The 25,527-nt window shown below is 70.1% G+C and carries 23 protein-coding genes; 6 read left to right on the forward strand and 17 right to left on the reverse strand.

Translation table 11 applies throughout. From position 1 onward, the window contains the following. Window positions 1–5: 5 nt before the first annotated feature. From JDV09_RS13250 to JDV09_RS13265, 4 genes are all read right to left on the reverse strand, one after another. A complete protein-coding gene (locus tag JDV09_RS13250; RefSeq protein ID WP_221369595.1) occupies window positions 6–656 on the reverse strand; it encodes a nitroreductase family protein in 651 nt (216 codons plus the stop codon). Window positions 657–781: 125 nt separating this feature from the next. Next, window positions 782–4,126, reverse strand: a complete 3,345-nt coding sequence (locus JDV09_RS13255) for an error-prone DNA polymerase (protein ID WP_221369596.1) — start codon at window positions 4,124–4,126, stop codon at window positions 782–784. A gap of 61 nt (window positions 4,127–4,187) precedes the next feature. Continuing rightward, a complete protein-coding gene (locus JDV09_RS13260) occupies window positions 4,188–5,351 on the reverse strand; it encodes a diguanylate cyclase domain-containing protein (RefSeq protein WP_221369597.1) in 1,164 nt (387 codons plus the stop codon). 117 nt (window positions 5,352–5,468) lie between these two features. Continuing rightward, entirely contained in the window at window positions 5,469–6,332 is an 864-nt protein-coding gene (locus JDV09_RS13265) for a MaoC family dehydratase (RefSeq protein WP_221369598.1), read from the reverse strand. Window positions 6,333–6,388: 56 nt separating this feature from the next. Here JDV09_RS13265 and JDV09_RS13270 point away from each other — a divergent pair, with 56 nt between their 5' ends. Continuing rightward, entirely contained in the window at window positions 6,389–8,398 is a 2,010-nt protein-coding gene (locus JDV09_RS13270; RefSeq protein WP_221369599.1) for an SDR family oxidoreductase, read from the forward strand. Beyond that, window positions 8,395–9,447, forward strand: coding sequence for a nucleoside hydrolase (locus JDV09_RS13275; protein WP_221369600.1), 1,053 nt, complete (start codon window positions 8,395–8,397; stop codon window positions 9,445–9,447). The genes JDV09_RS13270 and JDV09_RS13275 overlap by 4 nt, the downstream gene beginning before the upstream one ends. Here the strand turns inward: JDV09_RS13275 and JDV09_RS13280 are convergent. The 3 genes from JDV09_RS13280 to JDV09_RS13290 are packed head-to-tail and all read right to left on the reverse strand — an operon-like array spanning window position 9,438 to window position 11,914. Beyond that, window positions 9,438–10,973, reverse strand: a complete 1,536-nt coding sequence (locus tag JDV09_RS13280; RefSeq protein ID WP_372452911.1) for a DNA polymerase Y family protein — start codon at window positions 10,971–10,973, stop codon at window positions 9,438–9,440. The two genes, JDV09_RS13275 and JDV09_RS13280, sit on opposite strands and share 10 nt — an antisense overlap. A 34-nt stretch (window positions 10,974–11,007) precedes the next feature. Further along, a complete protein-coding gene (gene imuA', locus JDV09_RS13285) occupies window positions 11,008–11,715 on the reverse strand; it encodes a DnaE2-dependent mutagenesis accessory factor ImuA' (RefSeq protein ID WP_221369602.1) in 708 nt (235 codons plus the stop codon). 25 nt (window positions 11,716–11,740) lie between these two features. After that, the gene (locus tag JDV09_RS13290; RefSeq protein WP_221369603.1) at window positions 11,741–11,914 is read right to left on the reverse strand and encodes a hypothetical protein; all 174 of its coding nucleotides are present in this window, start codon (window positions 11,912–11,914) and stop codon (window positions 11,741–11,743) included. A 51-nt stretch (window positions 11,915–11,965) separates the two neighbouring features. On the opposite strand from JDV09_RS13290, the gene JDV09_RS13295 reads away from it, so the two are divergent. Next, window positions 11,966–12,322, forward strand: coding sequence for a hypothetical protein (locus JDV09_RS13295; RefSeq protein ID WP_221369604.1), 357 nt, complete (start codon window positions 11,966–11,968; stop codon window positions 12,320–12,322). Between the two features lie 19 nt (window positions 12,323–12,341). Here JDV09_RS13295 and JDV09_RS13300 read toward each other — a convergent pair whose 3' ends face one another. The 4 genes from JDV09_RS13300 to JDV09_RS13315 form a co-directional block, all read right to left on the reverse strand. After that, the gene (locus JDV09_RS13300) at window positions 12,342–12,629 is read right to left on the reverse strand and encodes a hypothetical protein (protein WP_221369605.1); all 288 of its coding nucleotides are present in this window, start codon (window positions 12,627–12,629) and stop codon (window positions 12,342–12,344) included. Between the two features lie 42 nt (window positions 12,630–12,671). Beyond that, the gene (locus JDV09_RS13305) at window positions 12,672–13,265 is read right to left on the reverse strand and encodes an alpha/beta hydrolase (protein WP_221369606.1); all 594 of its coding nucleotides are present in this window, start codon (window positions 13,263–13,265) and stop codon (window positions 12,672–12,674) included. 153 nt (window positions 13,266–13,418) lie between these two features. Continuing rightward, entirely contained in the window at window positions 13,419–14,978 is a 1,560-nt protein-coding gene (gene guaA / locus JDV09_RS13310) for a glutamine-hydrolyzing GMP synthase (RefSeq protein ID WP_221369607.1), read from the reverse strand. Between the two features lie 124 nt (window positions 14,979–15,102). Continuing rightward, window positions 15,103–16,836, reverse strand: a complete 1,734-nt coding sequence (locus JDV09_RS13315) for a GMC oxidoreductase (RefSeq protein ID WP_221369608.1) — start codon at window positions 16,834–16,836, stop codon at window positions 15,103–15,105. Between the two features lie 194 nt (window positions 16,837–17,030). On the opposite strand from JDV09_RS13315, the gene JDV09_RS13320 reads away from it, so the two are divergent. Next, complete coding sequence (locus tag JDV09_RS13320; protein ID WP_221369609.1) at window positions 17,031–17,894, forward strand: type IV toxin-antitoxin system AbiEi family antitoxin; 864 nt, start codon at window positions 17,031–17,033, stop codon at window positions 17,892–17,894. Window positions 17,895–18,066: 172 nt separating this feature from the next. Here the strand turns inward: JDV09_RS13320 and JDV09_RS13325 are convergent, their stop codons facing one another. After that, window positions 18,067–19,194 (reverse strand): GuaB3 family IMP dehydrogenase-related protein, encoded by a 1,128-nt coding sequence (locus JDV09_RS13325; protein WP_221369652.1) that lies wholly within the window; start codon window positions 19,192–19,194, stop codon window positions 18,067–18,069. Window positions 19,195–19,242: 48 nt separating this feature from the next. Beyond that, window positions 19,243–20,796: an IMP dehydrogenase gene (gene guaB, locus JDV09_RS13330; RefSeq protein ID WP_221369610.1), complete on the reverse strand. Its 1,554-nt coding sequence runs from the start codon at window positions 20,794–20,796 to the stop codon at window positions 19,243–19,245. Between the two features lie 178 nt (window positions 20,797–20,974). Here guaB and JDV09_RS13335 point away from each other — a divergent pair, with 178 nt between their 5' ends. After that, window positions 20,975–21,379, forward strand: coding sequence for a DUF5319 domain-containing protein (locus tag JDV09_RS13335; RefSeq protein ID WP_221369611.1), 405 nt, complete (start codon window positions 20,975–20,977; stop codon window positions 21,377–21,379). 28 nt (window positions 21,380–21,407) lie between these two features. Here the strand turns inward: JDV09_RS13335 and JDV09_RS13340 are convergent, their stop codons facing one another. From JDV09_RS13340 to JDV09_RS13350, 3 genes are all read right to left on the reverse strand, one after another. Further along, window positions 21,408–22,643, reverse strand: coding sequence for an anti-sigma-D factor RsdA (locus tag JDV09_RS13340; protein ID WP_221369612.1), 1,236 nt, complete (start codon window positions 22,641–22,643; stop codon window positions 21,408–21,410). Beyond that, entirely contained in the window at window positions 22,636–23,214 is a 579-nt protein-coding gene (locus JDV09_RS13345; protein WP_221369613.1) for a sigma-70 family RNA polymerase sigma factor, read from the reverse strand. The genes JDV09_RS13340 and JDV09_RS13345 overlap by 8 nt, the downstream gene beginning before the upstream one ends. Window positions 23,215–23,347: 133 nt before the next feature. Then, complete coding sequence (locus JDV09_RS13350; protein ID WP_221369614.1) at window positions 23,348–24,151, reverse strand: hypothetical protein; 804 nt, start codon at window positions 24,149–24,151, stop codon at window positions 23,348–23,350. Between the two features lie 394 nt (window positions 24,152–24,545). Here JDV09_RS13350 and JDV09_RS13355 point away from each other — a divergent pair, with 394 nt between their 5' ends. Continuing rightward, on the forward strand, window positions 24,546–24,836 hold the full coding sequence (locus tag JDV09_RS13355; RefSeq protein ID WP_221369615.1) for a WhiB family transcriptional regulator: 291 nt from the start codon (window positions 24,546–24,548) through the stop codon (window positions 24,834–24,836). Window positions 24,837–24,921: 85 nt separating this feature from the next. On the opposite strand, the gene JDV09_RS13360 is transcribed toward JDV09_RS13355, so the two are convergent. After that, window positions 24,922–25,515, reverse strand: a complete 594-nt coding sequence (locus JDV09_RS13360; RefSeq protein WP_221369616.1) for a hypothetical protein — start codon at window positions 25,513–25,515, stop codon at window positions 24,922–24,924. Between the last annotated feature and the right edge of the window lie 12 nt (window positions 25,516–25,527).

Raw genomic sequence — 25,527 nt, forward strand, 5'->3', positions numbered from 1 at the left:
CTCGATCACCAGCGGTCCCAGTGCGTCAACTGCTCGGCGGGCAACCGCTTGGCCGGCCGGAAGTCGGTGCCCCTGGTGTAGGCGATCGGGAACAGACCGGCCTGGCTGTAGTCGTCGTAGGGAATGCCGAGCAACTCGGCCGCGCGCTGCTCACCGTCGCCGAGCAGGTGCAGCGTCGTCCACGCCGAGCCGAGGCCACGCGATCGCAAAGCCAGCATGAAACTCCACGCGGCCGGCAGCAGCGACCCCCAGAATCCCGCGCTCTTACCGGACGGGGTGTCGTCGGGCTTGCCCTGCAGGCACGGGATCAGCATCACCGGAACCTCGTGGAGGTGCTCGTTGAGGTACATCGCGGAGTCGGTCACCCGCGGGCGCTGGTCGTCCCGGATGTCGCCGGTGGTGGGCTTGGGCGCCGCCAGATAGGGGGTGGCGTTCCTCCGGTAGATGTCGGCGAGGGCCTTCTTCTCGTCCGGGTCCTCGACGAACACCCACTGCCAGCCCTGGTTGTTGGATCCGGTGGGTGCCTGCAGTGCTATCTCGAGGCATTCCATCAGCACCTCGCGCGGCACGGGCCGGTCCAGATCCAGCCGCTTGCGCACCGACCGGGTGGTCGTGAGGACGTCGTCGGCGGACAGGTTCAGCGTCGAGGAGGCCATCCCGTCAAACTACCGTCGCGGTCGCGGGCGGTGAGCGTGCGCAAATGCACGCGACACTCCGCGCGGAGGTGTACAGACACGCTCGCTCGCGGACGGGAGATGCCCCCGGCTCGCTCGCGAGGCGGTCAGCGGAAGTCGCGGGACTTCGAGGGCACCCGCATGCTCAGCGGACCCATCCGGTCGGCGATCACCGTCACCGCTCCGGTCGCGTTCTGCACGATGCCCCGGATCACCAGCGCCGGGGCCGTCTGCGCCAGCCGGCGGTGCCGCGACCACACCCCCGGCGAGCACAGCACGTTGACCATCCCGGTCTCGTCTTCGAGGTTCATGAAGGTCACCCCCTGCGCCGTGGCGGGCCGCTGCCGGTGGGTGACCGCCCCCGCCACCAGGACCCGGGTGCCGTCGGGCAGGCTCAACAACCGGTCGGCGGGAACCACCCCCAGCGCATCGAGGTCCTCGCGCAGGAACTGGGTCGGGTAGCTGTCCGGCGAGATGCCGGTCGCCCACACATCGGCGGCCGCCAGCTCCAGCTCGGTCATGCCGGGCAGCGACGGGACATGCGAGGCCGATCCGACCCCCGGCAACCGGTCCGGCCGCTCGGCCGCCGCCGCACCTGCGGCCCACAGTCCTTCCCGCCGCTCGATGCCGAAACAGCCCAGCGCCCCGGCGGTGGCCAGCGCCTCGGTCTGCGGCACCGACAGCTGCACCCGCCCGGTCAGATCCAGCAGGGAATCGAAGGGCCCGTGGGCCTTCCGCTCCTCGACCAGACGCCCGGCCAGCTCGTCGCCGATGTGGCGGACGCTGCCGAGTCCCAGCCGCACCTGCAGACCGTGGTCCTCCAGCGTGGCGTAGGACAGGCTGGCATTGACATCCGGGCCCCGCACAACGACGCCGTGCCTGCGCGCATCGGCGACCAGCGACTGCGGCGAGTAGAAACCCATCGGCTGCGCCCGCAACAGCGCGGCGCAGAACGCCGCGGGGTGGTGCAGCTTGAACCACGACGAATAGAACACCAACGATGCGAACGACAACGAATGACTCTCCGGGAAACCGAAATTGGCGAACGCCTCCAACTTCTCGTAGATCCGTTCGGCCACCTCGCCGGTGACGCCGTGCAGTTCGCGCATCCCCTCGAAGAACCGTCCACGCAGCCTGCGCATCCTCTCCGTGGACCGTTTCGACCCCATCGCACGGCGCAACTGGTCGGCCTCGGCGGCGGAGAACCCGGCGCAGTCGACCGCCAGTTGCATGAGCTGTTCCTGGAAAAGCGGAACTCCCAATGTCTTTCGCAGTGCCGCCACCATCGACGGGTGATCGTAGGTGACCGCCTCCTGGCCGTTGCGGCGCTTGATGTACGGGTGCACCGAGCCACCCTGGATCGGCCCGGGCCGGATCAGCGCGACCTCGACCACCAGGTCGTAGAACACCCGCGGCTTCAGCCTGGGCAGCGTGGCCATCTGGGCCCGCGACTCGACCTGGAAGACCCCGACGGAGTCGGCGCGCTGCAGCATCTCGTACACGGCGGGCTCGGACAGATCGAGCCTGGCCAGGTCCACGTGGATGCCCTTGTGCTCGGCGACCAGATCGATGGCGTAGTGCAGCGCCGAGAGCATCCCCAGCCCCAGCATGTCGAACTTCACCAAACCGATTGCCGCGCAGTCGTCCTTGTCCCACTGCAGCACGCTGCGGTTCTCCATCCGCGCCCATTCGACCGGGCATACGTCGGCGATCGGGCGGTCGCAGATCACCATGCCTCCGGAGTGGATGCCCATGTGCCTGGGCAGGTCGGCGATCTGCATGGCCAGATCCACCACCTGATCGGGGATACCCTCGAGATCGGGCGAGTCGGCCAGACCGTTCCACCGGCTGATCTGCTTGCTCCAGGCATCCTGCTGCCCCTGGGAGAACCCCAGGGCCCGGGCCATGTCGCGCACCGAGCTGCGCCCGCGGTAGGTGATCACGTTGGCCACCTGCGCGGCGTACTCGCGGCCGTAGCGTTGGTAGACGTACTGGATCGCCTGCTCCCGCAGGTCCGATTCGATATCGACGTCGATGTCGGGCGGGCCGTCCCGCGCAGGCGAGAGGAACCGTTCGAACAGCAGCTCGTTGGCCACCGGGTCGACGTTGGTGACCTTCAGCGCGTAGCAGACCGCGGAGTTGGCCGCCGAGCCCCGGCCCTGGGCCAGGATGTCGTTGAGCCGGCAGAACCGGGTGATGTCGTGTACCACCAGGAAATAACCCGGGAACCCCAACTCCTCGATGATCGCCAGCTCGTGCTCGATCTGGGCATACGCCTGCGGTGCCCGATCCGGCGGGCCGTAACGCTCCCTGGCGCCGTCGGCGACCAGGTGCCGGAGCCAGCTGATCTCGGTGTGCCCGTCGGGCACCTCGAACGGCGGTAACCGTGGCGCGATGAGCGCCAGACCGAAAGCGCACTGTTCACCGAGTTCGGCCGCCGCGCTCACCGCCTCGGGGTGCGCCGAGAAGACCCGCGCCATCTCCTCACCCGATCGCAGATGTGAACCACCCAGCGGCGCAAGGTAACCCGCAGCGTCATCGATCGAGTTCCTGGCCCGGATCGCCCCCATCGCCATCGCCAGCCGCCCCCGGGCCGGTGCGGCGAAGTGGGCGGCGGTGGTGGCGACGACGTCCAGCCCGAACCGGGCCGCCAGTGCGGCCAGCGCGGCGTTGCGTTCGTCGTCGAGCGGATGACCGTGGTCGGTGAGCTCCACGCTGACCCGGTCGCGGCCGAACCGCTCCACCAGATCGGCCAGCGCCGCCGCGGCCGCATCCGGCCCGCCGGAGGAAAGAGCCTGACGGACATGGCCTTTGCGGCAGCCGGTGAGGATGTGCCAGTGTCCGCCCGCAGCTTCCGTCAAGGCGTCGTAGTCGTAGCGCAGCACGCCCTTCTCGCCACCGGCCAGATGGGCGGCGGCCAGCTGCCGGGACAACCGACGATAGCCCTCCGGCCCGCGGGCGAGCACCAGCAGATGCGGCCCGGGCGGGTCTGGTTGGTCGGTGCGGCTGCCGCCGCCCAGCGACAACTCGGCGCCGAACACCGTGGCCATGTCGAGTTCCCTGGCCGCCTCGGCGAACCGCACCACCCCGTAGAGCCCGTCGTGATCGGTCAGCGCGATGGCCCGCAGCCCCAGCCGGGCAGCCTCCTCCACGAGTTCCTCCGGGGTGCTCGCCCCGTCGAGAAAGCTGTAGGCCGAGTGAGCGTGCAGTTCGGCGTAGGGCGTCGATTCGGCGGCCGGCGCCGGCCGGTCGAGGTCCGGGGGCCGGTACCGTCCCCGCTCGCGCGACCAGGCCGGGCTGTCCCCGCCGTCGCCCGGGTGCTCGGCGGGCCGACCCGACCTGCCATCGTCGGCGGGCCGACCCAACCTGCCATCGTCGGCGGGCCGACGCAACCTGCCATTGAGGACGCGCTCCATCTCCGACCAGCTCGGCGGACCGTTGTGCCAACCCACCTCGAGAGTCTATCGAACAAATGTTCGATCGACCAGATCGGGCGCAGCCGCTCAGGCGGTCCTATCCGGTGTCCGGCCAGCGGTCGCCGGGGCCGCCCACGGCGTCGCCGTCCTCGCCCAGCGTCGGGCGAAGGACATAGCGGACCTGGTTGCCCCCGGCCATCTTGGCCTGCTCGATCGCGGTGGTGGCGATGGCGATCAACTCGTCGACCACCTCGTCGGGCGGCTCCGCCGCCAGCGGCGGCAACGGGGTGCAGACCACGCCGATGCTGGCGGTGAGCCGTTGCGGGGTCGTCGAGATCGAACCCCGGATGCGTTCCACCAGCGGTGAGGCATCCGCGGTGGTGAACGTGTCAGCGATCAGGAAGTCGTCGTCGGCGGCGTGGGCGACGATTGCGTTGTGCCGCACGGTTTCGCGCAGCGCCTGGCTCACCGTCACCCGGGCCCGGTGCCCACCGCGCGCACCGGAGAGCCCGAGCACCAACGAGAAGCTGTCGATGTTCACCGCGATCACGACCAGATACTGATCGGCACTGCGGCTGCGCGAGGCCAGCAGCGTGGCGACCCCGCGATAGAACGCGTCGCGATGCAGCAGGCCGGTGATCTGCTCGATGTCGCCGCGATGGGTGTCCGGCCCGGCCAGCCTGACCGCTGCCCGGCAGGCAAACGCGATGAACAGGTTGAGCACCACCACCACGCCCACCGCGCTCACCGCCAGTGCCGGATCGGTCGGTGCCAACCGCACGAACAGCACCGCCAACACCGCGACCGCCACCGTCCAGACGAACGCCAGCAGCTTCGGGGTGTGGAAGCACAGGACGTATGCGGTCACCATCACATAGGTAGACATGCCCAGGAATCCGGTGACCGGACTGGACACCATCAGCGAAGACACCCCGATGCCGAGCGAACCGGCGAACACACAGAACAGAGACTGCGCCCGCGAGGGCCAGTACCGCCGCAACCACAGCATCGCCATCCCCAGGCAGCACACCCCGACCGTGACGGCGACGATCCGCGCGACGGTGTCGTGCGGACCGAGGCGACTGGCCAACAGCGTCACCGGGATCAAACCGAGAGCCACGATGCACGCCGCCACCAGCCGACAGGTGGCCGGTTGCAGGCCCCGGGCGGACAGCAACGCAGTAAACCAGTAGTACCGGTCGGGGCACCACAACCCTGCGCCGACCGGCCTGGCGGGCGATCGCCGCGAACCATCAAACATCCGCGCACCTCTGGCGTGAGCAAATCCGGACCAGATCAAACCTCCCCGCCAGCCGAAGGCTACCAGCGCAGCAAACAATTTCACAGGGGCGGGAACCAGCCGGGGAAGAGCGGGCGGTCAGCGATACTCGGCGGCGCCGTCCTCGAGCACAAGACGGGCGTTGGAGCCGTCGGGGCCGGCGGCCGCGGTGCGGAACACGGCCCGGCCCGGTTCCATCCGCCAGATCGACGTCGTCAGCGTCTCACCGGGAAACACCGGCGAGGTGAACCGGGCCGAGATCGCGGTGAGCTTCGACGCATCGCCCCCGCCGAGCTCGGCGACCAGCGCCCGCCCCGCGACGCCGTAGGTGCACAACCCGTGCAGGATCGGCGTCGGAAACCCGGCCAGCTGGGCGAACCACGGATCGCTGTGCAGCGGGTTGCGGTCGCCGGAGAGCCGGTAGATCAGCGCCTGGTCCTCGCGGGTCGGTAGCGCCACGCCGGCGTCGGGGTCCCGGTCGGGGATCTCCGGCGCCGCCGGACGCTGCCCCGGCCGGCCACCGAAACCACCCTCCCCCCTGAGCACCAGCGTCATCAGCGTTTCGACGACCGGCGCGCCGGTGTCGGGATCGCTGCCGGTCGCCTTCAGCATCACGATCGCGTTGCGGCCCGCACCCTTGTCCTGGATGTCGGCCACCTCGGCGACCACGCTGAGCCGGCCCGCCGGGGGTAACGGCGCGAACAGCCGAACGGCCTCCGACCCGTGCAACATCCGGCTGAAGTCGAACGAGCCGATGTGGGTGGCCGCGGCGAACGGGGAGCACGCGATCACCGCGTAGGTCGGCAGCACCTGCTGCTCCACATCGTGGCTGTTCTCGGTGGTCAATGCCAGGTCGGCGGTGCCCGCGCCCACACCCAGCGCATAGAGCAGCGTGTCGCGGTCGGTCCACTCGAACAGATGCGGCGACGTGGTCGCGCCGATGGTGTTCGGATCGATGGGCATGATCGCGAGGCTATCCGGTGTTGACCTGCGCCCGTGGACAAGTGACCATGACACGCATGCGCTATGTCGTTACCGGCGGTACCGGGTTCATCGGCGGCCGTCTGATCACCCGACTGCTGGCCCTACCGGGCACCGAGGCGGTGCACGTACTGGTGCGCCGCGACTCCCTGGGCCGCTTCGAACGTCACGCAGTGGACTGGGACAAGCGGGTGTCGCCGCTGGTCGGTGACCTCACCTCAGCCGACCTCGGGCTGACCGGGGCGGCCGTCGCCGAACTCGGCCGCATCGACCACGTCGTGCACTGCGCGGCGATCTACGACATCACCGCCGCGGAGCACCGCCAGCGGCTGGCCAACGTCGAGGGCACCCGTGCGGTGATCGGGCTGGCCCGGGCCCTGGACGCCACGCTGCACCATGTGTCGTCGATCGCCGTGGCCGGCACCTACCGCGGGGTGTTCACCGAGGACGACTTCGACGTCGCCCAGGACCTGCCGACGCCGTATCACCGCACCAAGTTCGAGGCCGAGCAGCTGGTGCGGACGACGCCGGGACTGCGGTACCGCATCTACCGGCCCGCCGTGGTGGTCGGCGACTCCAGGACCGGCGAGATGGACAAGATCGACGGGCCCTACTACTTCTTCGGACTGCTGGCCAAGCTCGCGGCGCTGCCCAGCTTCACGCCGATGGTGCTGCCGGACACCGGACGCACCAACATCGTTCCGGTGGACTACGTGGTCGACGCGATGGCCGTGCTGATGCACGCCGACGGCCGGGACCGGCAGACGTTTCATCTGACCGCCCCGAAGACCATCGGCCTGCGCGGCATCTACCGGGCGGTCGCACCGGCCGCCGGGCTGCCGCCGCTGGTGGGGTCGCTGCCGCGGGTGGCCGCCGCCCCGGTCCTGCAGCTGGGCGGGCGGGCCAAGGTCCTGCGCAACATGGCCGCGACCCAGCTCGGCATCCCCGGCGAGATCCTCGACGTCGTCGAGCTGGCGCCGACCTTCACCTGCGAGCGGACCGCCGAGGCGTTGCGGGACACCGGGATCGCCGTACCGGAGTTCCGCACCTACGCACCGCGGCTGTGGCGGTACTGGGCACGGCATCTGGACCCGGAACGTGCCCGCCGCGACGACCCGGCCGGCCCCCTGGTGGGCAAGCACGTGATCATCACCGGCGCCTCCAGCGGCATCGGTCACGCGTCGGCGATCGCGGTCGCCGCCCGGGGCGCGACGGTGTTCGCGCTGGCACGCAACGGCGAGGCCCTTGACGGCCTGGTCGCCGAGATCCGGCGGTCCGGCGGCGACGCACACGCCTTCACCTGTGACGTCACCGACTCGGCGGCCGTCGAGCACACCGTCAAGGACATCCTCGACCGGTTCGGACATGTCGACTACCTGGTCAACAACGCGGGACGCTCGATCCGGCGGTCGGTGTCGGCCTCCACCGACCGGCTGCACGACTACGAACGCGTGATGGCGGTCAACTACTTCGGGCCCGTCCGGATGGTGCTCGCGCTGCTGCCGCACTGGCGCGAGCGCCGCTTCGGGCACGTCGTCAACGTCTCCAGCGCCGGTGTGCAGGCCAACAGCCCGAAGTACAGCGCCTACATCCCGAGCAAGGCGGCGCTGGACGCGTTCGCCGAAGTCGTCGGCACCGAAACCCTTTCCGACCACATCACGTTCACCAACATTCACATGCCGCTGGTGAAGACGCCGATGATCACCCCCTCCCGTAGGCTCAACCCGATGCCCCCGATCTCGGCCGAACACGCCGCAGCCATGGTGGTGCGCGGCCTGGTGGACAAGCCGGCCCGCATCGACACCCCGGTCGGGACGCTGGCCGACATCGGCACCTACTTCACGCCCCGGCTGTCGCGCCGGGTACTGCACCAGCTCTACCTGGGTTACCCGGACTCGGCGGCCGCCCGCGGCGTCAGCGAGCCGCGTCCGGCCGCGCCGAGCTCCCCGGTTCGCCGGCCCGAGCGGCCGAGCCGGCCGGTGCCCGCGGTGCGGGTGCCGCGCCCGGTCAAGCGCGCGGTGCGGTTGGTGCCCGGCGTGCACTGGTGAGCGGCGTGCCGCAGCCTGTCTTCGTCGACGTCGACACCGGCGTCGACGATGCGATGGCGCTGGCCTACCTGTTCGGCAGCCCGGACGCGGAGTTGGTCGGGATCGCCTCGACGGCGGGAAACGTCGCCGTGCACCATGTCTGCCGCAACAACCTTGCACTGCTGGAGTTGTGCGGGATCACCGGGGTGCCGGTCTCGAAGGGCTCCGACGTACCGCTGACCGCGCCGCTGCGCACCGCCGAGGACACCCACGGCCCGCAGGGGCTCGGGTACGCGCAACTGCGCCCGCCGGCCGGCGCGCTGACCGACCACGACGCCGCCGAGGCCTGGGTGCGGGCGGCCCGCGCCCACCCCGGCGAGCTGGTCGGGATCGCCACCGGGCCGCTGACCAACCTGGCCCTGGCACTGCGCGCCGAACCATCACTGCCCAGGCTGCTCAAGCGGCTGGTGATCATGGGCGGGTCGTTCGACTACCGGGGCAACACCACGCCGGTGGCCGAATGGAACACCAGCGTCGACCCCGAGTCGACCGCCGAGGTCTATGCCGCCTTCGCCGGGGCGGCGAGCCTGCCGATCGTGTTGGGGCTCAACCTGACCGAGGACATCGCGCTGACACCGGCGCTGCTGAACCGGCTGGCCCGGGAAGCCGGAACGTCGTCGGCGACGATGTCCGCCGACGACGTGCGCGGGACCGCGTCGGGCGCGTCCAACCCGCTGATCCGGGTGCTCGAGGACGCCATGCGGTTCTACTTCGAGTTCCATCACGACCAGGGCGAGGGCTACCTGGCCCACCTGCACGACCCGCTGGCCGCCGCGGTCGCGCTGGACCCCGGGTTGGTGGGCTGCCGCGCCGCGGCGGTCGACGTCGAGCTGACCGGGACCCTGACCCGTGGCATGACGATTGCGGACTGGAGTGGGCACTGGGCACGGGAACCCAACGCGCTCATCGGTGTCGACGTCGACCCGGCGGCGTTCTTCGACCGGTTCATCGGCCGGGTCGCCGCGTTCGCCCGGCGGCTCGGTCATTCTGGTCATTCTGGTCATTCATAGACTCCCTCGACGTACCACCGCCGCTGCCGGAAGCACAGCAGCAGGGCCTGGGCCGGGTCGGAACCGACGAGCACCTGCGCCCGCGCCGATCTGCCGCCGGCGGCATCGGGATCCCACCACCGTTCGTCCACCGGCCACGGCCCCGCCCACCAGGACAGCCGGCCGTTGCGCCCCGGGGCCTGCAGCCGGAACGGGTCGGCCGAGAACAGGCCCCGCGCGGTGACCCGCACCGGGGTGTCCTCGGCATCGAGCAGCTCCACCGGATCGTCGAGCAACACCGTCGGCGACGGCTCGGGCAGCCGCCCCGGCCACGGCTGGTCCGGATTCGCCCGGGGCACAAGCTCATCCCCGAGCGGGGCGAAGGTGATGCGTTCGGCGGGACCCCGCCCGCCGCTGAGCACCGGCACCCTGACGGCGTCGGGACCCAACAGGCCCTGCACCCGCACGAGGGCACGGCGAGCGCGCAGCCGGTCCTCCTCCCCGACCCCGCCCCACAGCGGCAGCTGCAATGCCTCGGCCGAGACCACCTCGACCGGTCGGAGCCGCAGTACCGCGATCGGCCCGCTGGGCCGGTCCTGCTCCTGGCGCCGGTTCAGCCAGCCGTCCAGTTGCCAGCGCACCCGGTCGGCGGTGGCATCCTCGGTCAACGGCTCGGCGCAGCGCCAGACGCGTTCCAGCTCTTGCCCGTTGACGGTCTCGGCGTGAATGGCCAGCCGGGTGCACCCCACCCCGGCACCCTCGAGGCTGCGGTGCAGCACGCCGGCCAGCGAACGCCCGGCGAAGGCCGCCGCATCCACCCGGTCGATCGGTGGATCGCAGTTCATGACCGCATCGAGGTCGGCGTCCGGGTCCCGGCCCGACGGACCACGGCTCGACTCGCCGCGCGCCATCCGGTGGGCGGCGATGGCGTCGGCGCCGAACCGGGAGGCCACATCGCTTCGGGGCAACTCGGCGAACTGCCCGATCTTTCTGATCCCCATGCGCCACAGCAGATCTGCCAGATCCGCCCGGCTCGGCGGGGCCAGGCTAGGCTCGGCGGCCAGCTGCCGGATGGACAGTCCGGACAGGAACGCCGCATCCCCGCCGGGCTCGACGATCCGGCCGGCCCGAGCCGCGAAGACCGCGGTGGCCAACTGGTCGGCGATGCCGATCTGACATTCGACGGCGGCCGCAGCGACGGCGTCGACCAGGCTCTCCGCCGCGGCCTGCTCGGAACCGAAGTACCGGGCCGCGCCGCGCACCGACAGAGCCAGCAGACCGGGGCGCAGCACCTCGGCGCGCGGCACCAGGTCGTCCACCGCCGCCGTGACGTGTTCGAAGAACCGGGCGTCGCGAGCCGGGTCGGCGGTCGCGACGAACAACTCCGGACAGCGGGCCTGCGATTCCCGGCGCCGCAGCCCGCGGCGCACCCCGGCTGCGCGCGCCGCCGCCGAACACGCGATGACCCGGTTGGCCAACGTCACCGCCACCGGTGCCGTCGGGGGCACCCGGGCGGCGGCCGCCGCGGCAACGGCCGGCCAGTCCATGCACCAGATCGCCAGCACCCGGGATCCGGACACGTCAGCCTCCCAGCGCACGGGCGGGACGCACGGAACGTCCCCGGGCATGCATGGTCAACCGGACCCGGCTGATCCGCCCGCACCCCGGCAGCGGTGTCACGCCCCGCCCACCGGCGATCTCGTAACCACTGACCCGGGCCTCCAGCCGCGCGGGGGCTCCCTGCCAGTCCCCGTCGGCGACCAGTAGGGTGCATCCGCGTTGGCGGGCGCGCGCCGTGACGACCCCGGCCCTGCTCGCGGGCACCGTGCGGCCGGCCAGGCCGAGCACGATCAGATCCATCCCGTCCATCAGGACCGCGGCCACCTCGACCGGATCGACCCCGGGTTCGGGGATGACGGCGATCCTGCTCAGGTCGGCCCCCATCTCCACCGCGGCGAGCAACCCGACGTCGGGCCTGCCGATGATCGCGGCGTGGCCACCCTCGGCCGTCACCGCCGCCACCAGACCCAGTTCCAGTGACCTCGCCCCCGAAAGCACCGCGACCGTTCCCCGCGGCAACGAGTCGGGGAGCAGTTCAGCCAGTGGTTCGGGCAGCGATCCGGGGTTGGACAGCAAACATTCGCGGGCGGCTGGAAGCTCGGGTGGCGCGGTGGCCGCCCGACGGCTGCCGCCAACCTTCCCGGACACCGACGCGATCTGTCGCCGAAGCCGTTCTACCTGTTCAGCGCGTTGAACGGGGCCCCGATCCAGGTTCTCCGCAATGGCCACAACAGCACCTTTCACACCACCCGAATCATGGATCACCACCGTATTCGAATATATGTTCGATTCCTTCAGTAAACACCCCGCCGGCGACGCTCGTCAACCGGAGAATTCGCCACTCACAAACGGTGACACTGACAAATGTCGCGACCGCCACGTTGGCGTCCTCGACCGGGTCGAGGGCCGAATCGGTGGTGGGGGGCATCCCGGCACCGGCCGTGGACGTACGCGGCGACATCGCAGCACAATGACGGTCATGGACAACGTCGCGTTCCGCACAACCGCCAACGGACCTGCCGTGCTGTCCACGATCGGCGGCGCGCTGAGTTCACTGGGCTACTCGGTCATGCCACACCCCGATGGCTGGGGCGCACGTGCCGAGGTCGGCTCGGCGGCGGCCCGCGCGCTGGCGGGCGGATTCGCCCGCCGGATGATCGTCGAGTACCGGGTCACCCAGGGCGACATGCCCGGCACCACGGCTGCGGTGATCACCCCCGCGATGACGGGGATGGGCGGCGGCCTGATCGGCATGAACAAGGCCAAGAAAGAGATGGCGAGCATCCAGCAGACCGTCGGCGCGGCGCTACACCAGGCCGCCCTGCTCGTCGGCTGAGCGGACCCACCGCCGGCGGCTACACACCCAGTGCGGGGCCGATGGTGGTGTTCCAGGACTCCTGCATCTCCGACTCGAACAGACCCCAGGTGTGCGAACCGTTGGGCCGCACCACATAGGTGATCGCGACGCCTGCCGCCCCGGCTGCGTCGGCGAAGGCCCTCGTGCTGTCGGCGACGATGCGCTCGATGAAGCCTCCGGTGATGTTCGGCCCGAAACCGACCGGCAGCCGGTCGACCTCACCGACGTCGCCGCTGCCCGATGCGCCGACGTAGACCGCGACGCCGTTGAGCTTCGCGACGTTCACGGTGGGATCGTGGGCGAGCCACAGCGGACCGCCGAAGGGCCCCTACATGGCTTCGGCGCTGGCACCGCCGCCCATCAGAGTCAGCTGAATCTGCTGAGGGTCGCGCGACGGGTTGAGCAGGCCGCTGTACGACCCCACCGCCTGGTACTGACCGGGTACCTGAATGGCATAGTCGACGGCCGTCCCGCCGGTGCTCGACAACCCGCCGACCGCGTTCTTGCCGTTGGTGTTGTATTCCTGGTTGATCAGCGGCGGAAGCTCTCTGGTCATGTACGTCTGGTACTGCTTGCCGGGATCGGCGATCCAGTCGGTGTACCAACTGAACTGGCCACCGAGCGGTGAGACCACGTTGACGTTCTTGTTCGCAAAGAAGCCCTGGATGTCGGTCATTCCGAACCAACTCTTGGTCCCCGGCGCCCAGGAGCCGCCGGGATCGAGGTTGTCGCCACCGTCGATGCCGGGTAGCAGGTAGAAGGTGGGTGAGCCCGACGTGGGCGATTTGTAGACGTCGTTGACGATCACCTTGTTCATGGCAGGCGAGTACACCGAGACTTTGTCCCAGCGGTCGTTGACGTGCTCGATGCCGGTGATGTGCGCACCGGCCGGGGGCTGCGCCCCCGCCACCGGGATCGTCACCAATGCAACGAAGTTGAATACGATTGCTACTGCTACAGCAAGGACGTTGCCCCCGCGCCTGTGGCTGATCACCGGCTGATCATAGACACATGACCGCAATCTCGGCGGCCGGTCGGTTACACCGGCTGCGCGGTGGCGATCCGGGGCCGGCCCTCACTCCCACTCGATGGTGCCGGGCGGCTTGCTGGTGATGTCGAGCACCACCCGGTTGACCTCGGGCACCTCGTTGGTGATCCGCGTCGAAATCCGTTCCAGCACTTCGTAAGGAACCCGCGTCCAGTCCGCCGTCATCGCGTCCTCGCTCGACACCGGCCGTAACACGATCGGATGGCCATACGTACGGCCGTCGCCCTGCACACCCACCGACCGGACATCGGCCAACAGCACCACCGGGCACTGCCAGATCTGGTGGTCCAGCCCGGCCGACGTCAGCTCCTCACGGGTGATCGCATCGGCCCGGCGCAGCGTGTCCAACCGTTCCGCGGTGACCTCACCGACGATGCGGATCCCGAGTCCGGGCCCCGGAAACGGTTGGCGCGCAACGATCTCCTCGGGCAGCCCCAACTCACGGCCGACGGCGCGCACCTCGTCCTTGAACAGCAGCCGCAACGGTTCGACGAGTGCGAACTTCAGATCGTCGGGCAGGCCGCCGACGTTGTGGTGGCTCTTGATATTGGCCGTGCCCGCGCCGCCGCCGGACTCCACCACATCGGGGTAGAGCGTGCCCTGCACCAGGAACTCGACCTCGCCCTCGGCGACCCCGAGCGCGTCGCGCACCGCGCCCTCGAACGCCCGGATGAACTCCCGGCCGATGATCTTGCGCTTGCCCTCGGGGTTGGTCACCCCGCTCAGCGCCTCCAGGAACCGGTCGGCGACGTCGACGGTGACCAGCTTGGCGCCCGTCGCCGCGACGAAGTCGCGCTGCACCTGCGCGCGCTCACCGGCGCGCAGCAGCCCGTGATCGACGAACACACAGGTCAGCCGGTCGCCGATGGCGCGCTGGACCAGGGCCGCGGCGACCGCCGAGTCGACACCGCCGGACAGGCCGCAGATCGCGCGGCCCGCACCGATCTGCGCACGCACCTGCTCGACGAGGGCGTCGGCGATGTTGGCCGGGGTCCAGGTGGCGTCGATCCCGGCGAACTCGTGCAGGAACCGGCTCAGCACCTGCTGACCGTGCGGGCTGTGCATCACCTCGGGGTGGTACTGCACCCCGGCGAGCCGTCGGCTGCGGTCCTCGAAGGCCGCCACCGGGGCACCCGCGCTGGTGGCCACCACGTCGAACCCGGCCGGCGCGGCCGTCACCGCGTCACCGTGGCTCATCCACACCGGCTGGGTCCCGGGAAGATCTGAATGCAGTTGACCGCCAGTGACTTTGAGCTCGGTTCGGCCGTACTCGCTGGTGCCGGTGTGCGCCACCGTGCCGCCGAGAGCCTGGGCCATCGCCTGGAACCCGTAGCAGATGCCGAACACCGGCACGTCGAGGTCGAACAGTGCCGGATCCAGTTGGGGAGCACCGTCGGCGTAGACGCTGGCCGGGCCGCCGGAGAGGACGACCGCCCGCGGGTTCCTCGCCCTGATCTCCTCGACGGTGGCGGTGTGCGGAATGACCTCCGAGAACACCCGCGCCTCGCGGACGCGCCGGGCGATCAACTGCGCATACTGCGCACCGAAGTCGACGACCAACACGGGACGGGGGGCTGCAGATTCCACCCGGTCAGTTTAGTGGCTGCCCCTGCAGGGCCTCTGGATCGTCGGCGGGCCGGGCCGCGCGCCGTCGGCGGGCCGGGCTGCGCGCCGTCGGCGGGCCGGGCTGCGCGCCGTCGGCGGGCCCGCACTACCCTGTCGAACCGACCGGCTCGATCGGGATGCGCAGGGCCCCCGGCGCGTCGGCGGGCACCACCGGGTTGGCCGGCGTGATCGGGGCCAGCCGCCGGTAGGCCTCGCCCTGAGCCGGACGCAGGTCGGTCTCCCCCTTGTTGGGCCACAACGCCGCGGCCCGCTCGGCCTGCGCGGTGATCGACAACGACGGGTTCACCCCGAGATTCGCCGAGACCGCGGCACCGTCCATCACCGACAGCGTCGGATAGCCGTACACCCGCTGATAGGGGTCGATGACACCGGTCTCAGCGCTGTCGCCGATCGCCGCACCGCCGAGGAAGTGTGCAGTGAGCGGGATGTTGAACAACTCGCCCCAGGTTCCGCCCGCGACGCCGTCGATCTTGGCGGCGATGCGGCGGGTGACTTCGTTACCGGCCGGGATCCACGACGGGTTGGGCTCACCGTGTCCCTGCCTGCTGGAAAAGCGGTGGAAGCCGAGCCGGGTGCGCTTGGTGAACGTGGTGATCGAGTTGTCCAGGTGCTGCATCACCAGCGCGATCACGGTGCGCTCGCTCCACCGGCTCGGGTTGAGCAGGCGCAGCATGGCCTTCGGATCCGCCCCGGCGATCTGCAGCAACTGCTTCCAGCGCGGCACGTCGGTGCCCTGCGGCCCGGCGCCGTCGGTCATCAGGGTCTGCAGCAGACCCATCGCGTTGGAACCCTTGCCGTAGCGCACCGGCTCGACGTGGGTGTCGGGCGTCGGATGGATCGACGACGTGATGGCCACGCCGTGGGTGAGGTCCATGTCGGGCGAGACCTCCAGTCGCCCGGCGCCGACGATCGACTCCGAGTTGGTGCGGGTGAGCACCCCCAGCCGGTCCGACAGAGCGGGCAACCGGCCGGTGTAGCGCATCTTGAACAGCAGCCGCTGGGTGCCGAACGTCCCCGCCGCCAGCACCACGTGCGTCGCGGTGTAGGTGCGCCTGCGGCGGCGCAGCCAGCTGCCGGTCCGCACGGTGCGCACCTGCCACAGCCCCTCGGGCCCCTGCGCGAAGTCGGTCACGGTGCTCATCGGAAATACCTGCGCCCCAGCCTTTTCCGCGAGCCCGAGGTAGTTCTTCACCAGAGTGTTCTTCGCCCCGTACCGGCAGCCGGTCATGCATTCGCCGCACTCGATGCAGCCGGTGCGGGTCGGGCCGGCCCCGCCGAAGTACGGATCGGGCACCGTCTTGCCCGGGGTCTTCTGCCCGTCGGGGCCGAAGAACACCCCGACCGGCGTCGGCACCCATGTGTCGCCGACCCCCATGTCGTCGGCGACCTCCTTCATGATGCGGTCGGCGTCGGTGAAGGTCGGATTGGTCACCACCCCGAGCATCCGCTGGGCCTGGTCGTAGTGCGGCATCAGTTCCGCGCGCCAGTCGGTGATCGACTTCCACTGCGGGTCGTTGAAGAACGGGTCCGGCGGGACGTAAAGCGTGTTCGCGTAGTTCAGCGAACCGCCGCCCACCCCGGCGCCGGCCAGGATCATCACGTTTTTCAGCAGGTGGATTCGCTGAATACCGAACAGGCCCAGCCGGGGTGCCCACAGGAACCTGCGCAGATTCCACGACGTCTTGGCGAACTCGTCGTCGGCGAAGCGGCGACCCGCTTCCAGGACGAGCACCCGGTAGCCCTTCTCGGTGAGCCGCAGCGCGCTCACGCTGCCGCCGAACCCCGAACCGATGATGACGACGTCGTAGTCAGGCTTCATCGGCCCAGTATGAACTTACCGGCCGGTAACTTGCTAGACAGGCTCGCCTAAGAAACCGACCCGCGGGCCCCGTGTGAAGTTACCTTCACGCTGGCGCCCGAGCGTGAAGGTAACTTCACAGGCGGGCGAGGGGGGGCCGGGTCATGAGCGCCGGCGGTGCCCAGACTGTCGGTCAGGGTCGGCACACTCTCGCCATGGGGGAACCATTCATCGGCAGCGAGGCCATCGCGGCCGGCATGTCCTGGGGTGAGCTGCAGCGCAACCACACCCGCATCTTCCGAGACGTCTACATCGACGCCGACGCCGGGATCACCGCAACAACCCGCGCGTATGCGGGATGGCTGTGGTCCGGGCGCCGGGCAATCGTCGCAGGCCTCTCAGCGGCGGCACTGCATGGGAGCGCATGGGTTGACGCCGGCGCAGCGGTCGAGCTGATCCACGGCAACCGGCACCGACTGTCCGGTCTGCGGGTCTTTGGTGACCGCCTGCAGGACGACGAATGGCAAGTGATCGACGGGGTGCCGGTCACGACGCCCGCTCGGACCGCGCTGGATCTGGGCTGCCGGCACCCGCGCGTCGAGGCGACGGCGGCCGTCGACGCGCTGGTCAGAGCCACCGGCCTCGACCTCGCCGAGCCTCGATCGCTGGTCGCGAGATATCCCGGCCGCCGCGGCATCGCCAAGGCTTGGCAGGTGCTCGAATCGGCCGACGGAGGTGCACAGTCACCGAAAGAGACGTATGTGCGACTACTGCTGACCGACAGCGGCCTACCGCGGCCGCAGACCCAGATCCCCGTGTTGGGGGACACCTGCTCGGTGGTCGCCTACCTCGACATGGGCTGGCCGGACCTCATGGTCGCCGTCGAGTACGACGGTGAACAGCACCGCACCAAGCGATCCCAGTACAGCTGGGACGTCAAGCGGCTGGAGATCGCCCAGCGCCGTGGATGGCTGATCGTGCGCGTACTGGCCGACGACAAGCCACCTGACATCCTGCGGCGGGTGCGTGCCGCTCTCGCGTCCCGGCGCCCAACCCCGCGGGCGCGTCGCCCCGCGTGAAGTTACCTTCACGACGGCGCCCGAGCGTGAAGGTAACTTCACATTCGGGCGGCGACGGGACATTCGGGCGGCGACGGGGCAGTCGGCAGCACGGGGCAGTCGGCAGCACGGGCAGGCGCGGCGGGGCCGCGGTCGGCGACCCGGCCGCGGGTGCCCGGGCCAACGGCCCGGGTCAGTTCCCGACCGTGAGCCCCACCTTCTGGAACTCCTTGAGATCGCAGTAACCGGCCTTGGCCATCGACCGGCGCAGGCCGCCGACCAGGTTGAGCGAGCCGAACGGATCGTCGGACGGCCCGTTCAGCACCCGGGCCAGCGACGGCCGCTCACCGACCGCGACCTGCAGCAGCGCGCCGCGCGGCAGGGAGGGATGTGCCGCAGCCGACGGCCAGAACCAGCCACCGCCCAGCGCCTCGGCGGCCGAGGACAGCGGGGTGCCGAGAACCACCGCGTCGGCGCCGCAGGCGATCGCCTTGGCCAGATCCCCGGAGGTGTGGATGTCGCCGTCGGCGAGCACGTGCACGTAGCGTCCACCCGTCTCGTCGAGATACTCGCGGCGGGCCGCGGCGGCGTCGGCGATCGCGGTGGCCATCGGCACGCTGATGCCCAGCACCTCGTCGGAAGTGGTCACCCCCGAGGTCGATCCGTAGCCGACGATGACGCCGGCCGCCCCGGTACGCATCAGGTGCAGGGCCGTGCGGTGGTCGAGCACCCCGCCGGCCACCACCGGAACGTCGAGCTCGGAGATGAACGTCTTGAGGTTGAGTGGCTCGCCGTCCGAAGCCACCCGTTCGGCGGAGATGATGGTGCCCTGGATGACGAGCAGGTCGATCCCGGCAGCCACCAGTGTCGGGGTCAGCGCCCGCGCGTTCTGCGGGCTGATCCGCACGGCGGTGGTGATCCCGGCATCACGTATCTGCCCGACCGCGGCCCCGAGCAGATCGGGATCCAATGGCGCGGAATGCAATTGCTGCAGCAACCTTATCGCCGCAGATGGGTCGGGCTCCTTCTCCGCGGCCGCCACCACCTCGGCGATCCGCGCACCGACATCGGCATGGCGGCCGATCAACCCTTCGCCGTTGAGCACCCCGAGCCCGCCCAGGCGCCCCAGCTCGATCGCGAACTCGACCGACACCAGCGCGTCGGTGGGGTGGGCGACGACCGGGATGTCGAACCGGTAGGCATCCAGCTGCCAGGTGGTCGACACATCCTTCGACGAGCGCGTGCGCCGCGACGGAACGATGTTGATGTCGTCGAGTTCGTAGGTCCGGCGGGCCGTGCGGCCCATGCCGATCTCGACCATGTCACGCATGCGTTCCCGTGCTTTCTGCTTCCTCGCGCGCAGCGCTCATCAGCGGGTGGTGTAGTTCGGGGCTTCCACGGTCATCGTGATGTCGTGGGGATGGCTCTCCTTGAGCCCGGCCGCCGTGATCTGGACGAACTGCGCCTGCTGCAGCGCCTCGATGGTCGCCGAACCGGTGTAGCCCATCGCGGCGCGCAGACCCCCGGTGAGCTGGTGGATCACCGTCGACAACGGACCGCGGAACGGCACCCGGCCCTCGATCCCCTCCGGCACCAGCTTGTCCTCGGAGAGCACGTCGTCCTGGAAGTAGCGGTCCTTGGAGTAGGACGCGCGTACGGCACCCGCAGCGCCCCGGCCCTGCATCGCGCCCAGCGAACCCATGCCGCGGTAGCTCTTGAACTGCTTGCCGTTGACCAGGATCAGGTCCCCCGGCGACTCCGCCGTGCCGGCGAGCAGCGAGCCGAGCATCGTCGTGGACGCACCGGCGGCCAGCGCCTTGGCGATGTCACCGGAATACTGCAGGCCGCCGTCGGCGATGACCGGCACCCCGCGCGGCGCGCAGGCGGCGACCGCCTCGAGGATCGCCGTGATCTGGGGCGCACCCACACCGGCGACGACCCGCGTGGTGCAGATCGACCCCGGGCCCACCCCGACCTTGACCGCGTCGGCACCGGCATCGACCAGCGCGGCCGCGGCCGCGCGGGTGGCCACGTTGCCGCCGACCACCTCGACCCGGTCACCCACCACCGCCTTGAGCCGGTGCACCATCTCGAGCACACCGCGGTTGTGGGCGTGCGCGGTGTCGACGACCAGCACGTCGGCGCCGGCGTCGGCGAGCGTCATCGCCCGCGTCCACGCGTCCTCGCCGACACCGACCGCGGCGCCGACCAGCAGCCGGCCGTCGCTGTCCTTGGTGGCCAGCGGGAACTGCTCGGTCTTGACGAAGTCCTTGACCGTGATCAGCCCGGTCAGCTTGCCGTGGCCGTCGACGATCGGCAGCTTCTCGATCTTGTTGCGGCGCAGCAGCCCGAGCGCGGCCTCGGCGGACACCCCCTCCTGGGCGGTGATCAGCGGCGCCTTGGTCATCACCTCCGACACCGGCTTGGACTGGTCGACCTCGAAGCGCATGTCGCGGTTGGTGATGATCCCGACCAGCGCGCCGGTGTCGTCGACGACCGGTAGCCCGGAGATCCGGAACCGTGCACACATCGCGTCGACCTCGGCCAGCGTGTTGTCCGGCGAGCAGGTCACCGGGTCGGTCACCATCCCGGCCTCGGACCGCTTCACGGTCTCCACCTGGCCGGCCTGCTCGGCGACCGGCAGGTTGCGGTGCAGCACGCCCATGCCGCCGGACCGCGCCATGGCGATGGCCATCCGCGCCTCGGTGACGGTGTCCATCGCCGAGCTGACCAGCGGCACCTTCAGCCGGATCTTGCGGGTCAGCTGGCTCGAGGTGTCCGCGGCGCTGGGCACCACATCGGACGCGGCCGGCAGCAGCAGGACGTCATCGAACGTCAGACCGAGCATCGCGACCTTGGTCGGATCGTCTCCGCCGGTGGGCACCGGCACGGCGATCGGGACGCTGCTTTCGGCGATCGACACGGGTAAGCCTCCAGTAACAGATACAGCCAGGCGAGAGAAGCGACCTGAGAGCAACATCCTATCGGGATCCCGATCGCTATCGGGATCCCGATCGGCGCCACGCTCGCCGTTCATGTTCCCCACGACGTGCCGCCGGAGCGCTGGCGCGATTCGCGGGAGGCTGCGTAGTCTGGGAACCGTGCGAGACCACTTGCCACCAGGACTGCCGCCCGACCCGTTCGCCGACGACCCGAGCGATCCGACGGCGGCGCTCGACGCCCTGGAGCCCGGTCAGCCGCTTGACCCGCAGGAGCGCACGGCTGTCGAGGCCGATCTCGCCGATCTCGCGGTGTATGAGGCGCTGCTGGCGCACAAGGGAATTCGCGGGCTGGTCGTCTGCTGCGACGAATGCCAGCAGGACCACTACCACGACTGGGACATGCTCCGGGCGAACCTGTTGCAGCTGCTCGTCGACGGCACGGTCCGCCCGCACGAGCCTGCCTACGATCCCGAGCCCGACTCCTACGTCACCTGGGACTACTGCCGCGGCTACGCCGACGCCTCCCTCAACGAGGCCACGTCGGACTCCGACGGCTATCGCTGACGGCCGAATTCACCGGTAGCGCCCCGACCTACTCCCCCGCCCCCGGTAGCACCGGCGTCGTCGTGGTCGTCAGCGGCGCCAACGACTGCGTCTGAGCCGGCTCCTGCTGTTCCTGGACCGTCGGCTGCGGCGTGGCCGCCGCGGTCGGGGTGGTCAGGACCGGTGTCGGGGTGGGCGTCGGCTGCGGAGTCGGCGTCGCGCGCGGTGCCGCCGAAGTGGACGGCGCCGGCGATGGTGCGGCCGCCGCCGACGTCGACAGTTCCGCGGCCACCGTCGTCGTGGTCGTCGTGGCCGTGGTCGAGGACGGCGCACGCGTCGTGGTCGACGACGCGGACGGCGCGGAGGTGGATGACGACGTCGCACTCGGCGGCGAGGTCGCCGCGCTCGGGGAGGTCGTCTCGGATGCCCCAGCGGGCGCCTGTGAGGTGACCGGGGTGGTCGCCGACGGTGACGGGCCCGGCGCACTCGTGGTCGGCGACGGGGCGGTGCTGGTCTCCGAGGGTCCCGGCGTCTCGGAGGCCGGCGTCGTCACCGACGTGGTGTCATCAGGAGCCGAAGTCGTCGCGGGAGCCGAGGACGTCTCGGACGCCGACAGTGTGCCCGGGTCGAACACCACCGACGGCAGATCCGGGAAGCTCGGCAGCGGCGCGCCCGGTGGCACGGTCGCGGCCGGGTCCTGGGCCTCCACCTTGACGGTCAGCTCCTGCCACTGGGTGACCAATTCCTGTTTGCTCTCGATGTCGTTCACCGTGGCGACGGTGGTGGTGACGGCCTCCAGCCTGGCCTGGGCGGCCTGCCAGTCCCCCTGGTCGATGAGCTGCTGAACCTCGGCCATCTCGGTCTGGGCGGCCAGGATGACGGCATCGTCGCGCATCGTCGCGGGCTCGCCGAACAGCATCGTGCGCAACCCGTAGAGCGCGTCACCGGGTCCCGCTCCGGCGACGATGGCCCCGAACCCGCCGAGGAACAGCACCGCGGCGGCCGCCGAACCGACCACCGCCAGCGACAGCCGCCTGCGGCGTCCCGACGATGCGGCGCGGTCCATCGCCTGCGCGGCCTGCTCCGGCGTCACCACCGCCGACACCGGGGTCTCGCGAACGTCGTCGCGCCAGCCCGCCAGCAGATTCGCCAGCTCGGCCTCGGCGTGGTCCGTCGGGTACGCGGGCTGCCGGGAGGCCAGCGCATCGAGGAACTGATCGGAGCGATTGATCTCGTTGAGCGACGGATCCCCGCCGTTGGAAGTCCAGCGTCCGAAATCAGGCATGGTCCCGCCCCGTCGCCGTGATCTCCGCCTTCAGCTTCGCGAGCGCACGATGCTGGGCGACCCGCACCGCCCCAGGGGTGCTGCCGACCGTCTCGGCGGTCTCCTCCGCACTCATCCCCACCACGACACGCAGGATCAGGATCTCGCGCTGCTTCTCGGGCAGGATCTGCAGCAGTGCCGCCATCCGCGCCGACGATTCGGAGTCGATGGCCAGCTGTTCCGGGCTCGCCTCACCCGACGAGCGCTCCGGGACGACGTCCATCGGGTCGGCCCGGTTCCGGGACGCCGAACGATGCGCGTCGGCAACCTTGTGTGCAGCGATGCCGTAGACGAAGGCAAGGAACGGCCGTCCCTGATCCCTGTAGCGCGGCAGCGCCGTGATGGCGGCCAAGCACACCTCCTGTGCAACGTCATCAGCTGACAGACCGCTGCGTTCCGTGGCCCCCACCCTCGCCCGGCAATACCGGACGACAATGGGACGGATGGTCTCCAGCACCTCCCGGAGCGCATCCCGATCGCCGGCCACAGCCTCAGCAACGACAGAATCGAGACGTTCTCCCGAAATTGTCATCGTGGGCGATATCTCCAGCGTTACGTGCGGGACACATCCCGGTTGGGGAGGTGGTGCCGCCCTGCGGGCGGCCGAGCCGTGCCGCGGGGCGCGGCTCAGCTAAACAATAACGACCGCGACGGGCGCAACCGGGTTAGCGCGGACGCCACACGCCGCCCCGTCTGATCACAGTTTCGGATGATTCGTCGCGGATGGCGCAGATCTCCGCCGCCGGACGCCGCCCGCTCCCGATGTCGGCGAGCAGACAGGCCGCGGCCCACCGCAGCGGCACCAGCCCGGCAGGCCCGGCCTGGTCGAGCGCGTCGTCGGCGGCCAGGCGCGCGCCATCGCCGTCGCCGGCGCAGCAGCGGGCAGCGGCCAGGACCACCCCGGACTTGACGCGGTGCCGCACCGAACCGAACTCCGTGGCGAGGGCGACGGCCCGCTCGGCGTGTCCGACCGCCGCGTCGCCGTCGGCGCCGACCATCGCCAGCTCGGCCGATACCCAGGCGAACCGGATCGGCAGCCGCTGCGCGTCCGCGCGGGCGACGAGTTCGGCGGCACGTTGCAGCGCACGCTCCGACGCGGAGCACCGCCCGACCCCCAGCGCGTCGGCCGCCAACCCGATCAGCGCATCCGCCGCCGCCTCGGGATCCCCGGCGGACCGGGCCAGCGCCTGGCCGTCCAGCGATCGAGCACGGTCATGCCACCCGAGCTGACGCAGAAACGACGCCCGGGTGCTGGCGGCCAGCGAGGCCAACGGGCCATTCGGCCCCAGGCGGTGCAGCTGGTCGAGGTCGGCCAGCGCGCTGGCGTAGCGCCCCTGGCCGCCCGCGGCCACCGCACGCAGCCACAGGTCGCCGGCGCCGACCGCCGGCGGAAGGGGCCACTTCGCAGGGTTGCTGCCGAACGCCACGTCGTCGAGTCCAGCAACGGCCGGCGCGGAGCTGGTGCTCATCGGATCGGCACGCTACCAAGTTGAACGTGTTTTCAAAATCACGTCGGTTAACAGTTTATGGAGGACATGTTAACTCCATGTCAACTGCCTACTGAGCGGCAGGAAATGGCCTATCGACACCGGATGAACTGATCAGCCAAAACGCGGCGGCTCGTCACTTTGCATCCATCTGCCATAGCATCGAACTCGCTGCGGACGCGTCACTTCGATGAACGGGATGTTAATTTTCCGCCGGCGATTATGCGGTTCCGCACAGTCCGAGACTATTGACGGAAATTCCGAAGCCCTTCTACGTTGTGTGCACGAGTGGTCATCGGCGACTGCGCTCGGATCTGTTCCACGACTCACGCATCCAGTGAGCGACCGAAATGGATGTGTAGAGAGGGGTTTTCCAGTGCCACAGCCGCAGCAGCTACCGGGACCGAACGCCGACATCTGGGATTGGCAGATGCAGGGCCTTTGCCGGGGAGTTGATTCCTCGATGTTTTTCCACCCCGATGGCGAGCGTGGCCGGGCCCGCGCGCAGCGGGAGATGCGGGCCAAGGAGATGTGCCGGCGCTGCCCGGTGATCACCCAGTGCCGCGCCCACGCACTCGCCGTCGGCGAGCCCTACGGAATCTGGGGCGGCCTCAGCGAGTCCGAGCGCGAACTGCTCCTCAAGCGGGGCATCCGCCGCACCGCCTGACCGTCAACCGAATACTTCCGACAGCACCCCGGGCGATCCGTCGACCCGGGGTGCTGTCGCATAGGGGCCGGCCGCGGCGCGGACATCAGCGTCCGTGGTGCGGCATCATCCCTCCCGGGCCCATCATTCCCCCGGGGTCCATCATCTGCTGCATCATCGCCGGCATGCCATCGCGGACGAATCCGGTGACCTCCACGGCGTGATCGCGGATCGCAGCAACGAGCGCCGGATCGCCGGCGGTCTCTTCGGCGATCACGCCGTTGGCGGTAAAGGTCAGTCGTCGCTGGTAGCCGTCCGCGCCGCGGAACAACGTCGGCAGACTCGAGCTCATGCACATCACCTCGTCGCCCTGGTCCATCCGGGCATACATGTTCGACACATGCGCCTGAAGCTGCGCGACAAGGTCCGGCGCGCTCGATTCGGTGGTGGTGCGGACACCGCCCGGAATCAACTCGACAACGCGATCGATCTCCTCATGCCGGCTGAACATCGCCAGGTAGGTCCGCCGGTCGGCCGGGTCGATACCCATCATCCCGCCGCCGGGTCCCTGGGTCAGCCGGACCGCGGTCCCGGTCGCACCGGACGTCGTCCGCCGCGCAACGCCGAGTCCCACCGCGCCGCTCGCCGCGAGCGCGCCGAACGCCGCAAGCGCGACGCGACGGCTCATCAGTCGTGCCATGTCTTCCCGTTT

Source organism: Mycolicibacterium xanthum (assembly GCF_019710635.1).
In the GTDB taxonomy this organism is placed as follows: Bacteria; Actinomycetota; Actinomycetes; order Mycobacteriales; family Mycobacteriaceae; genus Mycobacterium; species Mycobacterium xanthum.